We start from the raw sequence: 14,003 nt of genomic DNA, 5'->3' as shown, positions 1-14,003 counted from the left end.
ATATTATGAAAATCAACAGCTCTCTATATTCTTGCCCTTTTGTTTTTATTCTTTTGTTATTAAGTTTTGTTTCGATAAACGCTCAAGAAGATTCTCAAATTTTAGACAGTTACGAGGAGTATACAGAAGCTGCTCGCGAAGTGGTTTACTTACATCTCAATAAATCTAACTACATTAAAGGAGAAGACATCGCTTTTACAGCTTATGTCCTAGACAAAAAAGATAAAAAACCATCTTTTCTTACTACAAATCTATATGTAAGTATTGCGGATAAAGATGACACTATATTAAAACAAAAATTAATAAAAGTTGTGGATGGAGTCGCATCAAACACCTTTGAAATCGACTCACTTTTTAAGTCTGGCCACTATAAAATAAAAGCATACACCAATTGGATGCTTAATTTTAATGAGAAAAATTATTTTTCAGAATCCATTAGAGTTATTGATGCGGATACTGAAGACTATGCTGATGAAAAACGAATAGATAATAAAATTGACGCCCAATTTTTACCAGAAAGTGGCCACTTACTAAACGGTGTGGTTAATGTTGTAGGTGTTGTTATTAAAGACCAACTTGGTTTTGGTATTCCTTATGCTAAAGGTGAAGTTGTAGATAAAAATAATGAACTGCTAACCTCTTTTGAAACCAATCAATTTGGCATTGGGAAATTTCAATTATTACCAGAAATTGGCAACCATTACAAAGTGAACATCAAGAACACAAATAAAGATTTTACGTTTAATATTAACCAAAACCTAGAAGATGAAGGCATCATCATAGCACTTAAAAGCTTAAATTCTAAAGTTTTTGTGTCGCTCATTACAAATGACAAAACACTTGAAACTATTAAAAATAAAAGACACACCTTAATGATTCATAATGGAGACGAATTTGATATTATGGATGTTTACTTTACGGATTCGACAGAAATAACAAGAGCAATTGAATACAGCAGTACGGCTACTGGTATTAATACACTCACCCTTTTTAATGAAAACGATCAACCGATTGCAGAACGTTTATTCTTCAACTATGAAGGTCTTTCTATTTTAAAAACAGATACTGTAACAACCGATAAAACTAAAGATTCCGTAACTGTAAATCTTAATTTTAAAGCTATAAATGTTGATACTTTTAACTCCTTAAGTATTTCCGTTTTACCACAAGAAACAAAATCTTATACTAGCCATAACAATCTAATGTCTTACGTGTTTTTAGAACCTTACATTAAAGGTACTATTGAACAATCGAGATACTATTTTACAGATATCGATGCTAAAAAGAAATATGAATTAGATAATCTACTCATAACGCAAGGTTGGAGTAGCTATAATTGGGATAAAATTTTTAATACTGAACCTGACATTAAATTCGCCTTTGAACAAGGCATTACTATAAAAGCTAACCTTACGTCTAAGGACAAGAATAGCGGTAAGGAAATCAACTACCTATTGCATTCTGTAAATAATGATGCTCCACGAACCTTCACGGCTAATGATACAGATCAGAGTTTTTTAATTGAAAACACTTTTCCTGAAGAGGCGACTACAATTAAACTTTCAAAAATGACTGAAAGTGATGGTCTATTACCTGCCATATTGTATTTACAGTATTTCCCAAGTATCATACCTCCTCTTAACGATAACAATAAGGTACTAACTCCTAAACCCGATTATAAATTACTAGAAAGTCTTAGTCAATATCGCAGTAATTTTATATTCAACAATGCTAATAACGTACAAAAGCTAGACGAAGTCACTATAAAATCTAACGCTAGCTATAATAAACAGCGATTAGAAAAATTGAACAACAGCGTAGGAGGAAATATCACTGTTTTTGATGAACAAGACAAAAAAACATTTACCACTTTAACTAACTTTTTAATCTCTAAAGGCTTATTTGTGGATGATTCAACAAGCGGACTAGACGTCCGTTCTACTTACAGCCCAGATACACCAATGTTAATTTATTTAGACAATATGCTTTTATATGATACAAGTATTTTAAACCGGTATAGTATAGAAAATATTGACTATATAGAAATTAATAAAACAGGAATAGGTCAAGGTTTAAGAGGCGAAAGCGGTGTTATTAAAATTTATTTGAATGAGATTAGTACCATATCAAATTACGACAAAAGCACCATGAAGGAGTTTAAACTTCCATTAACGTTTAGTGTAGAAAAAACATACTACGTACCTAAATATAGAAATACAGGTGATTCATTTTACAAATCTTATGGAGTAGTTGGTTGGAAACCGCAATTAAATATTGATAAAAACGGTAATACAAGTTTCAAATTAGAACGCCCTAGAATACCAATTACCTTATTCATTGAAGGCATAACTAGGGATGGCATTTTTATTTTTGAAGAAAAAACAGTCCTTATGAATTAGGAAGCCTAATCTTTTTAAGTTGTAATGTTAAAAATAGCGTATCACCCAATCTATAAACATTCTTTACCTGCAGGCCATCGTTTTCCTATGGAAAAATATGAATTGTTACCACAACAATTACTGTATGAAGGTACCTGTAAAGACATTAATTTTTTTGAACCAGAACAACCTAATGATAAATATATTGTTGCTATTCATGATCCTGAATATTATTATGATTTAATAAATATCACTCTAAACCAACGTGCGGCTCGTAAAATAGGATTTCCCCTAAGCAGAGCTTTGGTACAGCGTGAAATACACATTGCCGATGGCACCATAAAAGCGAGTGAATTTGCTTTACAACATGGCATTGCCATGAATATTGCAGGTGGCACACATCATGCCTTTACAAATCGTGGAGAAGCATTTTGTATGCTGAATGACCAAGCTATTGCTGCGCGTTATCTTCAAAATAAAGGTCTCGTTAAAAAGATTTTAATCGTAGATTTAGACGTGCATCAAGGTAATGGCACAGCAGAAATTTTTCAGAATGACGATTCCGTTTTCACCTTTTCAATGCATGGTAAAAGCAATTATCCTTTTAAAAAGGAAGTTAGTGATTTAGATATCGCTTTAGAAAATGATACTGACGACTCTGCCTATTTAAAACTTTTAAAAAACACATTACCAAAACTCATTGCGCAACAACAACCAGACTTCATTTACTATTTATGCGGTGTTGACGTGATTAAAACCGACAAATTAGGCAAACTAGGCCTAACCATTGAAGGCTGTAAAGCCAGAGATCGTTTTGTTTTAGAGCAATGTAAATTAAATCAAATCCCAATAATGTGTAGCATGGGAGGAGGTTATTCACCAGACATAAAAACCATTGTAAATGCCCATGCCAATACGTTTCGCCTAGCACAAGACTTTTATTTTTAGAGTTAATTTCTAAAGAAGAAAAGCTTCAAAAGTGATTTAACTATGCTTATATTTGTTTAAAACACATACAAATTATGTTATCAAAGTCTATAGAAGCCGCATTAAACCAACAAATAAGAATCGAAGCAGAATCATCACAAGCCTATTTAGCTATGGCCATTTGGGCCGAAGTAAAAGGACTTGAAGGCATTTCTAATTTTATGTACAGTCAATCAGATGAAGAGCGTGAACACATGCTAAAACTCGTAAAGTTTATTAATGAACGTGGAGGACATGCACATGTCTCTGAACTTAAAGCGCCAAGTGTAACCTTTTCTTCGTATAAAGCTATGTTCGAAAAACTTTTAGAACATGAAATTTTCGTATCAGAAAGCATCAACGAATTAGTACACATTTCTTTACAAGAAAAAGACTATGCGACCCATAACTTTTTACAATGGTACGTATCAGAGCAAATTGAAGAAGAAGCTATGGCAAGAACTATCTTAGATAAAGTGAAGATGATTGGAGATGATAAAGGCGGATTGTATTTGTTTGATAGAGACATACAACAACTAACCGTAAGCTCAGCAGCTGATACACCTAGTGCATAATTATTAAACTCATCGGTTTTACATAGTCATTTTAGACAAAAAACTCTAAAACAGCATTATCGATTCCACTTTTTTTCACTTAAAATATTTAGAAATTAAAAATATAATGGTGGTAATAATAGCGACTCTAAAAATCCTATTATAAATTGAAACAAGCATAAAATATTCATATTTAGTTACGTTATATTTAAAGTCATTATGATCTACTTTAAATATTAAAATAATTTTTTATGAAAATACGATGTCTATTAACCGTTTTAATGCTTACTCTATTATGCTATAGCTGTGCTAATAAGAACGACAAAAACAAAACGATAGATACTGTAGAAGTTGTTGAACCTACCAATAAAAAAGAATTAAAATTCTCTAATGAGCAATTTTATGATGCTGAAGGCCAATTCTTAGAAGAAAAGGCAAAAGATGCTTTAATGGAAATGCTAGAATATCATAATTATCCCATTTTTGAAGGTCTACGCGAAAAAATATGGCTGACCGATTATAATCAAGGCAACTATGCAGAATTAGGATTAGCCTCAGTTATGTTTGTAAATAACGAGGAAGACCAATATATGCTCATGGACATCTTTCTATTACCAGGCCAAATGTTAGGCGAGCATATGCATTTTGCCGCAGAAGGTAATCCTGTAAAAATGGAAGGTTGGCTCGTACGACATGGAAAAAGCTACATCGTTGGTGTAGGCGAAAACAATCGTGATCAGTTTCCACAAGTGGTAGTTCCACAAAACCACTGGGATGGAAAAGTAAGCACCAATCATATTATTGAAGCCAATGAAGGAGATTTTGCTTCGTTAGCTGAGGCTGAATCACCACATTGGCAAATGGCAGGACCAGAAGGTGTCGTTATTACTGAAGTAGGAAACGTACACACCAATGCTGGCGTTCTCAGGTCAGATCCCAAAATGAATTAAACATAAACTTATAAGCTATATTGCATCTGTAGTTCATTGGCTAATGACAAAATGTTAAATTTTATTTAGATTAAGTATAAATAGTTATTTTTGCACTATTGATTTTTTATGCAATGGGCAAAAAGAAGAAAAATAAAAAGCTAAAAAAAGAACGGATTAAAGTTCTGGCGGCTGCTGGTATAGAAACACTTGACAATGTAAAATCCAAGTGCTGTAAAAAATATAAAAAAGCGGAAAACAAGCGATGTAAAAAATGTCCTTGTTTTGATTTACTAAAAAAGGTGGCTTAGACCTATCTTAAGTATATAACAAACTTCAAATCTACAATAGATTTATAATCGAGAAACAGTAACCAAATGGGTTGCTGTTTTTGTTTTTTTAGTACTTTAGAATAATGAAATACATCGCATTTATTCTTCTGCTATTAATTGTATCGAGTTGTAAAAACGAAACAAAAACTGAAATACAAACAGAAAACTCCATTGACCAATCGGTTTACGACATGTGGCATACGTACACCGCATCTCATCCCGAATTTCAAAAAGACAAGCTCCCAGAATCTTGGTATTTTCATGATAATAAAGATGATGCCAATCGGTTAGCAGCATTGGTCTTAAATGGTAAGAAGAAAGCTAGTTCTGGTCTATACGCTTGGTACAAAGAAGCAAATGCAGATTTACCAAAAAGAGGAACTAAACATATTATTACTGATTTTGATGGAAAAGCAAAAGCTATAATTGAAATTAAAAAGGTAGATACAATTCCTTTCTATCAAATTTCTAAAGCTTATGCCGCTTTAGATATGGGAACAACTACAGACCCACTTCAAAAATGGAAAAAAGCGCATTGGGACTTTTTCGCCAATGCCTTAGAACAAAGCGAAGAAACACCAACCGAAGACATGCTCATCGTTTGTGAAGAATTTGAAACTATTTGGCCTGAATAATTCAAAACTCAAAACACTTCAAAATTGTTAAAAACGCCTGAAATTAATTTAAAGTCATATCTAATGATATTATTGTTATATTTAGCATAATGCTATTCATACCATAGTTATGTACTAAAGTCACACCTTTATAAAACCAAATAGTAGCACTAAAAATAATATAAAGATTGTTCTTTGTTTTAAAGACTTTATTTCAAATGATTGCATCAGACCAATTGGTAACTTACATGTGGATTTTATTGGGAGTGTACGCTGCCGTCATCTTATTTTTCGTAATCCGAGGAGCTCGAAAAAATACGAGTATAAACGATTATGCCGTTGGTACAATTGGCTTTCCGTCGTGGGTTGTTGGCTTATCTTTAGCAGCTTCAATGACCAGTGCCGCAACCTTTATTATCAACCCAGGATTTATTGCACTCTACGGAATTTCAGGAGTGATCTCTTTTGCCATTGTATTGCCAATTGCGGCTTTTATTTCGTTAATCGTTTTTACAAAAGGCTTCGTAAAACAAGGTAATGCCGTAAAAGCAACCACCATGGCACAATGGATTGGTAAACGCTACAACAGTAAAAAATATGCCTTTTTCTTTGGCATCATCGCCCTTTTACTCATTACATTTATTGTGCTTATTAATGTTGGATTAACACAAGTGATTTCAAAATCCCTGAATGCTGATCCATTTTATGTGTTAATGGGAATTACAGCCTTTGTATTTGGATATATGATGTTTGGAGGTGCGAATTCTATGGTATACACCAACACCATTCAGGCGATAATAATGTGTATTGTGGCCTTAATTTTAATAGGTTCAGGTTCCGAATATTTCGCAGATGGTATTACTGGATTCTTTGATAAATTGAATGCCATTGACCCAAATCTTACAAAACCCACAAATACAGAAAGCTTTCTGTTTCGAGATTATTTTGAAATCATCGCCACCCAAATCGTTATAGGAGTTGCTATCGTTTGTCAACCACATATTATCACAAAATCGCTCTTATTAAAAGATTCAAGTAAAATAAACACCTATTTGTTTAGCGGCATTGCTTTTATGATTGTGTTCTTTTTAGTCGTAATTGTTGGTTTATATGCACGTATCAGCTTTCCAGATTTTATGGTTAACGGAGAGAAACTACGAATGGATGAAATCATACCAACTTACGTCGTAACCAAATTTTCAGTTGGAATTGGTTTGGTCATTGTAGTGGGATTAATTTCCGCAGGATTATCCACTTTAGAGAGTTTAATTCAGTCTTTATCTATAACTATTACTTCAGATATTATAAATCCACTGTTTAAAGATAAATTCACCAAAAACACCATAACCATTAATAAGGTGGTGATTATTGTTTTGGGTATTGTGAGCTTTTTACTCAGTTGGGAACAGATTAAAAACCCAGATGTGAGTGTGGCTATTTTTGCTCAAAATGGTGTGTATGCTTATTTTGCTGCTGCTTTTGTTCCGGTTTTGTTTGGTACATTTTTAAAACATGTATCTACCCGATCGGTTTTTATAGCAAGTAGCACAGCTATTGTAGTGCATTTCGGGATTTATTACGGCAGAATTACACCATACATGCAAGAGCCTGTTAACAACCCAGGAGTTTCAGCAGCCATCGGCATTATAACATCATTAATCGTTGGTTATAGTATTTACAAATTAGACACTAAAAAAATAGAACGTGGACACACTAGATTGGACCGCTAAATGGGCAGATTATACGCCCGATAAGATTGCTATTACATCATATGACGCTAATAAAAGTTATACGTATAGCGACTTACACACCTATGCCAATCGTTTAGTCCATAAATTTACTGAACGCAATCTCGAAGAAGGAGACCGCATTGCCGTTTTAGCAGACCACGGCCTAGAATACATGGTGCTTTTTGTGGCTTGCCAACGCATGGGATTGGTAATTGTACCATTAAATTATCGCCAATCTGTTAACGAAATTTCTAAATTAGTTATCGATTGCACACCGCGATTATTTATTCATAATAACAACCACAAAGACAAAGCTGAACAGTTACCAATTCAAAATTTAGAGGTTTTAACGTTTGAAGTATTAGCAGATTATGTTGAAAACTCAGATTGCTCAGTCAACAAAACCTTTGAGATTAAAGAAGATAACCTTTTATTTATTTTCTATACCTCTGGTACTACAGGAACTCCAAAAGGGGTAATTTACACTAATAAAATGCTCTTTTGGAATAGCCTTAACACCTCTATGCAATTGGGAATTACCTTTAGAGATTCCACAATAAACACCTTACCTCCTTACCATACTTCTGGATGGAACGTTTTTATTACACCATTATTACACAAAGGTGCACATATTGGAATGCTCGAAAAATTTGATGCCGAAAAAATATTATGTCTTTTAGAGCTCAATAAAACAACCTTATTCATGGCCTTACCAACCATGCTATTAATGATGCAAAAAACACCAGTTTTTAAAGAGGTTAATCTTAAAAAATTACGTTACATCATTTCTGGAGGAGAGAAAGTACCATCAGAACTCGTAAGCTTCTGGAAAAACGAAAAAAACATTTATATCCGACCAGGTTATGGCTTAACAGAAGCCGGACCAAGCATCACCTCTTTACATCATAATATGGCAGAGTTAAAACCCAATTCTATTGGTAAACCTAATTTCTATTTGGATTTAAAAATAGTGAATCAAAATGGAGAAACCGTTAAAGCAAACGAAGTTGGAGAACTCTGTATAAAAGGAGATATTGTGACGCCTGGTTATTGGAACAATTCAGTTAAAACAAGCAACAAAATAAAAAAGGGTTGGCTATTTACCGGTGATTTTGCTTATTGTGATGATGACGGTTTTTTATATATGAAAGGGCGTAAAAACGACATGTATATTTCTGGAGGAGAAAATATTTATCCGCAAGAAATAGAAGTGCAATTAGAGCTCATTAACGACATTAAAAAAGCAGTTGTTTTAAGTGTAAAGGATGAAAAATGGGGAGAATGTGGCATAGCATTTGTAACTTCAAAAAGCGAAGCCCTTACCGTTTTAGACATACGTAAAACACTCACAACAAACCTAGTGGCTTTTAAACACCCAAAGTATATATTTATTTTAGACGACATTCCATTAACGAGTTTAGGAAAAGTATCCCGAAAGAAACTCTTTAAATATTTTAACTCCATTAAATCGGAACAATGATCAACACCATGAAAAGACTTAGCATACTACTCATATTTATACTGATTAACACGACTGTATTTACCCAAAACTCTAAACCACTCATGAAAGACATAATGTCTGAATACAATTTTGAAACCCAATCTACGACTTTAGATAGTTTAGAGATAAGTTACGTTAAAGAAGGAGATGGAGAAAAAACATTGCTTTTTGTGCATGGCTTAAGCAGTAATTCTGATGCTTGGGCGAAAAACATTAACACATTAAGAAAAAACTACACGTGTATTGCTTTAGATTTACCAGGCTATGGAAAATCTTCAAAACCTGAAGCTGCCTATACTCCAACCTATTTCGCTGAAATTATATACAAATTCATTAAAGAACTAGACTTAAAAAACACCATCCTCATAGGACATTCCATGGGAGGCCAAGCGAGTATAAAATTAGCCACCACCTATCCTGATGCTATAGAAAAATTAATATTGGTGGCACCAGCTGGATTAGAACAGTTTTCGGAAACAAACGCTGCATTTATGAAAGCTTATTTTACACCAGAATCCGTAGAAAATACCACTGATGAGCAAATTGAAAAAAATTACGCCCTTAATTTTTACGCGCAACCAGAGGATGTTTCTAAAATGGTAAATGATCGTAAGAAAATTAAAGACGCATCCGATTTTGAAGCCCATTGTAAAGCCATTGTCAACAGTATTTCTGGAATGTTAGATGACACTGTATTTAAAGAGCTTAAACAAATTACACAACCGACTTTAGTTATTTTTGGTGATAAGGATATGCTAATTCCTAATCGGTATTTTAATCCAGATTTAACCATTGAAACCGTAGCAGATATTGCAAAAAAGCAAATCAACTCTGCAAACATCACCTTTGTAAAAGATGCTGGACATTTTGTACAGTATGAAAAACCAACAGAAGTTAATACCCTTATTCAGGAATTTGTAGCTGCAGAATGAAAACAAAGCTTAAAAAGTTTACAGAATTTAGCAAAACCATTCTTCCTAATGAAGCTAAATATTTAGAGTCGCGATATCAATTTACAGATAATGAAAAGCTTGAAATAATTGAGCTACTCATCGCAAATGCATTATCTCATAATAAACGTGTAGATTTTGATAATAACATCGATAAGCGCAAATATTCTTACATTAAAAATTGGGTTGAAAAAAAATTAGCCAGCATAGATGTTGATGCCACTATTGCTTGGATTATGTCTCTTCAAAAAAAGATTTTAACCGATGCCATTGCATCACACGAAGAAAAAGCCTTTCTGCATTACATTTCAATCTATAAAAATATAGAGTTTAATTTTCAGAATTTATATGATCTTGCTAAAGAGTACAAATCGTATCTCTTAGTAAGAATGCGCTATAAAGATCATAAAATTGTAGCCGATTTTTTAGATGCTTATAGTGATAGTTATAATGAAGCCAAAGCGACAAAAGACAAACTTTACGACGCCACAACCGAAATCACCAACCAATACACTCGTAACAATAACGAAACAAAACATTTAGAAACGTGGTTACTTGAAGTGTTTAAAGATGAACATATTGATGGTAAAAACCGATATCAGGCGTTTGTCTTGCTCGCTTTTATGTATACTAATTACAATGAGAATGATAAGTTAAAAGTCATTTTTGACCAAATAGACTATTATTTTAGTCAAGGAGAAATGTACTCTAGACGCTTGCTCTCTAACTATTATGCGAGTCGAGTTTTACTACACTCTAAACAAGATGAATTTGAAAAAGCCGAGTTTTATGGCTATTTATCCATACGACAAAACAACAATGATGTTTTAATGTATCTGAATAATTTGGTCGCCATTTTATTACGAAATCACCAACCCGAAAAAGCCTTCTGCCTTTTAGAAAAACATCACGATTTATATAAAGAAACACACAACTACCATCAAAAAATAGGCTATTGTTCATACCAAATCCGTGTGTTAGCCGAGCTTCAGAAAAATAAATTAGCAGAAGCTACTGCAAAAACGTTTTTACGACAGTATAAAAATGAAGTGCTCAACCATCGTTGGCATCATTTTTTTACGTCTTTTATCAACGTCTTAATTATCCTAGAAAAATACGAAGACGTTTTAAAATTAGCTTCAAAATTCAACCTTACAGAAAAGGAAAGTGAACGCCAAAAACAGAATAACTACGTACCCAATATTTCATGGAGTATTTCACTTTCAAGATATATGGAAGGACAGATTAATTCTTCACGATTATTAGACGAAATAAAAGCTCCTCTTAAAGACATTCAACCTACAAAAAATCAAAAACAATTGATGATTAAGGTTATTGATCGACTCTCAAACAACCTTCCCGAAGCCTTTTTAAAATTAAAGTCACACATCTAGTTTTTACAGTAAAAACAAGGCTTATATTATGATATTCGTAATTTAATAACTCTAATTTTAAAAAAGTCACACTAATAAGCTTGTTAATTTATCAATGTTTAGTTTGAATTTCATAATAGATTGCCACTCAAACTAACTTAATCAATAGTCTCTAATTATGAAAAAATTATTTTTTTTACTAACCCTCATTAGTTCTTTTATGGTTACTGCTCAAGAAACGGGCAGCATTAAAGGATTAATTTCTGAAGAAAGTGGTATGCCATTATCTGGCGCTACCGTACATATTAAAGCCTTAGATAAAGGAACAATTACCGATTACGACGGTAAATTTATGCTAGAAAATATTGTAGAAGGCACGTATGACATTTCTGTTTCTTATGTTGGCTACGGAACGTCAACGACAAGTGTTTCTGTAACAGGAGGAAATACAACCACATTAAATCTTACTCTAAATGAATCTAATAGTGTTTTAGATGAAGTGGTATTAACAGCCAATAAACAGCCTCAAAAAATTACAGATGTACCTGCAACCGTTAACATAATTACCGCTAGAGATATCGAAGAATTTCCAAGTTTTAATATTGGAGAATTAGCCTCTAGACAAAAAGGAGTTGACTTCGTAAGAACAGGTGTTTTAGGTACAGGCATTAATATTAGAGGTTTCAATTCAGCTTTCAATTCTAAAAATCTGCAAGTTACAGACGATAGGTTATCGACATTAATTGCAACCGGCTTGCCAATGGGATCATTCTCTACAGTGACCAAAGACGACATTGCACGTGTTGAAATATTACTAGGCCCTAACGGAACACTTTATGGGCCAAATGCACATAACGGTTTAGTAAGTACCATTACTAAAAACCCTAGACAATCTGAAGGTACTACTGTAGCTTTAGGTTTTGGTAATCAAAGTGTTTTTACCACGCGATTAAGACATGCTGAAGCGATCAACGAAAAATTTGCTTATAAGTTTCATTTTGAACATTCTCAAGGTAAAGAATTCAATTATGCAGATAGTGTTTATGTAGGCACAAAAGCGTACAAAGAATTAGATTTAGATCGTGATTTTGAATCTTCAAAATATGGTGCTTCGTTGTATTACAAGCCAACAAAAGCTTCTGAGATAATTGGATATTATGGCCATAGTAACAATAGTAATATTGGAGTTACGAGTGCTGGTCGTAACCAAATTAAAGATTGGAGTATTGATGTGGCGCAGTTAAAATTTGTATCTAAAAACTTCTTTGCTAACACTTATTACACATGGAGTAATACGGAAGACACTTATGCTATGAACCAAAGAACGCAAAATTATGTGTCGTTTATAGACAATGGGTTTTCAGAGGCAGAAGCGCGCGAACGGTCATATACAGAACAATGGTTTCAATTTGGTCCTAATCAAGGTGATGGCATTCCATTACAACGTGGTGCACTTTTTAAAGATGCCTCAGAACGTTTTAATGCAGAAGCACAATACAATAATAGTTGGGATAAACTGCATGTTACTTTAGGTGCACAATACCAATTAGATATGGCAGATTCTAAAGGCACCTACCTTTTTGACGAAGGAGGAATTGATTTAGGTCAAACAGGAATTTATACACAATTAGAATATAAATTAGACGATTCTGGATGGGGATTTTTATTAGGAGGACGTTATGATAATCACGATTTATATGGTTCCAACTTCATCCCAAAAGTAGCCGTTACTAAAAAGCTTAACAACGGAACGTTTAGAGTAACTTATGGAAAAGGTATCGCTGTACCATCTATATTAAACCTTAAAGGCAACCTGTTTGGCGGTTTAGTTATTGGAAATGGTGAAGGGTTTACCTTAACAGATGGCACTGAAATTCCGAGATTAGACGTAGAAACCATTAATTCTTATGAAATAGGGTATAAAGGTCAATTATCAGAAAAATTATTTATTGATGTTAATGCGTACTATAACCAATCGGATAATTTTATAAGTCCATTAGTTAACGTTGCAGATGCTGCAAATGGAAATAATGTAACCCATGTTGGTAACACTCCAATTGGAGATCTTGTAGATGGTTCTGACGGTTCGTTTGTTTTAACCTATTTAAACTTTGGTCACGTAGATACGTATGGTGCTGATATTGGTTTAAACTATTATTTCAATAATAACTTTAGAACGACTGTTAACTATTCGTACTTCGGTCGTAACTTAGATACAGATGACCTTGCCAATGACGGAAATTTAGACGGACAAGTTCTAGAAAGTGAATTACCGATTAATACACCAAATCACAAATTTAGCGTTGGATTTCATTATAACAAAGGAAAATTTTACGGCGCTGTTTACGGACGTTTTGTTGAAAAATACGATTTCTTCTCTGGTATAAACGTTGCGGCAGAAACACAAGATCAAGATGGAGATGGTGTTAATGAAATTGTTGAAAACGCCCAAGTCGGAAGAACTTGGAATTACGGTCAATTAGGAGGTTTCACTATAGATGCCAATGCAGGCTACAACGTTACAGACCAATTATCAATGGGACTAAGCATCACCAACTTATTAAATGCTAAAAACAGAGAGTTTGTTGCTTCACCAATAATTGAAACCTTAGTTTCTTTTGAATTAAAGTACCAATTCAGTCTTAAACAAAAGAAGTCCACTGTAAACTAAGTTTC

At 33.5% G+C, this 14,003-nt stretch carries 11 protein-coding genes; all 11 read left to right on the top strand.

Annotated features, from left to right (window positions below; translation table 11 throughout):
- Positions 1–5 precede the first annotated feature (5 nt).
- The 11 genes from HM992_RS04430 (at position 6) to HM992_RS04385 (ending at position 13,998) form a co-directional block, all read left to right on the top strand.
- Positions 6–2,399 (top strand): hypothetical protein, encoded by a 2,394-nt coding sequence (locus HM992_RS04430; RefSeq protein WP_179318858.1) that lies wholly within the window; start codon positions 6–8, stop codon positions 2,397–2,399.
- Positions 2,400–2,423: 24 nt separating this feature from the next.
- Complete coding sequence (locus tag HM992_RS04425) at positions 2,424–3,326, top strand: histone deacetylase family protein (protein WP_179318857.1); 903 nt, start codon at positions 2,424–2,426, stop codon at positions 3,324–3,326.
- Positions 3,327–3,400: 74 nt separating this feature from the next.
- On the top strand, positions 3,401–3,919 hold the full coding sequence (locus HM992_RS04420; protein WP_179318856.1) for a ferritin: 519 nt from the start codon (positions 3,401–3,403) through the stop codon (positions 3,917–3,919).
- 230 nt (positions 3,920–4,149) lie between these two features.
- On the top strand, positions 4,150–4,848 hold the full coding sequence (locus HM992_RS04415) for a cupin domain-containing protein (RefSeq protein ID WP_179318855.1): 699 nt from the start codon (positions 4,150–4,152) through the stop codon (positions 4,846–4,848).
- Positions 4,849–4,961: 113 nt separating this feature from the next.
- Positions 4,962–5,138, top strand: a complete 177-nt coding sequence (locus HM992_RS19815) for a hypothetical protein (protein WP_229720447.1) — start codon at positions 4,962–4,964, stop codon at positions 5,136–5,138.
- A 104-nt stretch (positions 5,139–5,242) separates the two neighbouring features.
- Positions 5,243–5,794, top strand: coding sequence for an ASCH domain-containing protein (locus tag HM992_RS04410; protein ID WP_179318854.1), 552 nt, complete (start codon positions 5,243–5,245; stop codon positions 5,792–5,794).
- 197 nt (positions 5,795–5,991) lie between these two features.
- A complete protein-coding gene (locus tag HM992_RS04405; protein ID WP_179318853.1) occupies positions 5,992–7,503 on the top strand; it encodes a sodium/pantothenate symporter in 1,512 nt (503 codons plus the stop codon).
- Positions 7,478–8,983, top strand: coding sequence for a class I adenylate-forming enzyme family protein (locus HM992_RS04400; protein WP_179318852.1), 1,506 nt, complete (start codon positions 7,478–7,480; stop codon positions 8,981–8,983). Before HM992_RS04405 ends, HM992_RS04400 begins: the two co-directional genes overlap by 26 nt.
- An 83-nt stretch (positions 8,984–9,066) precedes the next feature.
- The gene (locus HM992_RS04395; protein ID WP_179318851.1) at positions 9,067–9,936 is read left to right on the top strand and encodes an alpha/beta fold hydrolase; all 870 of its coding nucleotides are present in this window, start codon (positions 9,067–9,069) and stop codon (positions 9,934–9,936) included.
- Positions 9,933–11,348, top strand: a complete 1,416-nt coding sequence (locus tag HM992_RS04390) for a hypothetical protein (RefSeq protein ID WP_179318850.1) — start codon at positions 9,933–9,935, stop codon at positions 11,346–11,348. The genes HM992_RS04395 and HM992_RS04390 overlap by 4 nt, the downstream gene beginning before the upstream one ends.
- Positions 11,349–11,505: 157 nt before the next feature.
- Positions 11,506–13,998: a TonB-dependent receptor gene (locus tag HM992_RS04385; protein WP_179318849.1), complete on the top strand. Its 2,493-nt coding sequence runs from the start codon at positions 11,506–11,508 to the stop codon at positions 13,996–13,998.
- Positions 13,999–14,003 lie beyond the last annotated feature (5 nt).

It is taken from the genome of Winogradskyella helgolandensis, assembly GCF_013404085.1.
In the GTDB taxonomy this organism is placed as follows: domain Bacteria; phylum Bacteroidota; class Bacteroidia; order Flavobacteriales; family Flavobacteriaceae; genus Winogradskyella; species Winogradskyella helgolandensis.
Note: the sequence above shows the minus strand (reverse complement) of the source record. Positions and strands in the feature narration are given on the sequence as shown.

Excerpts from the sequence above, each read along its gene's own strand:
- HM992_RS04405 (WP_179318853.1), top strand. The coding sequence starts at position 5,992 with ATGATTGCATCAGACCAATTGGTAACTTACATGTGGATTTTATTGGGA.
- HM992_RS19815 (WP_229720447.1), top strand. The coding sequence starts at position 4,962 with ATGGGCAAAAAGAAGAAAAATAAAAAGCTAAAAAAAGAACGGATTAAA.
- HM992_RS04385 (WP_179318849.1), top strand. The coding sequence starts at position 11,506 with ATGAAAAAATTATTTTTTTTACTAACCCTCATTAGTTCTTTTATGGTT.
- HM992_RS04415 (WP_179318855.1), top strand. The coding sequence starts at position 4,150 with ATGAAAATACGATGTCTATTAACCGTTTTAATGCTTACTCTATTATGC.
- HM992_RS04420 (WP_179318856.1), top strand. The coding sequence starts at position 3,401 with ATGTTATCAAAGTCTATAGAAGCCGCATTAAACCAACAAATAAGAATC.
- HM992_RS04395 (WP_179318851.1), top strand. The coding sequence starts at position 9,067 with ATGAAAGACATAATGTCTGAATACAATTTTGAAACCCAATCTACGACT.
- HM992_RS04430 (WP_179318858.1), top strand. The coding sequence starts at position 6 with ATGAAAATCAACAGCTCTCTATATTCTTGCCCTTTTGTTTTTATTCTT.
- HM992_RS04390 (WP_179318850.1), top strand. The coding sequence starts at position 9,933 with ATGAAAACAAAGCTTAAAAAGTTTACAGAATTTAGCAAAACCATTCTT.
- HM992_RS04410 (WP_179318854.1), top strand. The coding sequence starts at position 5,243 with ATGAAATACATCGCATTTATTCTTCTGCTATTAATTGTATCGAGTTGT.
- HM992_RS04425 (WP_179318857.1), top strand. The coding sequence starts at position 2,424 with ATGTTAAAAATAGCGTATCACCCAATCTATAAACATTCTTTACCTGCA.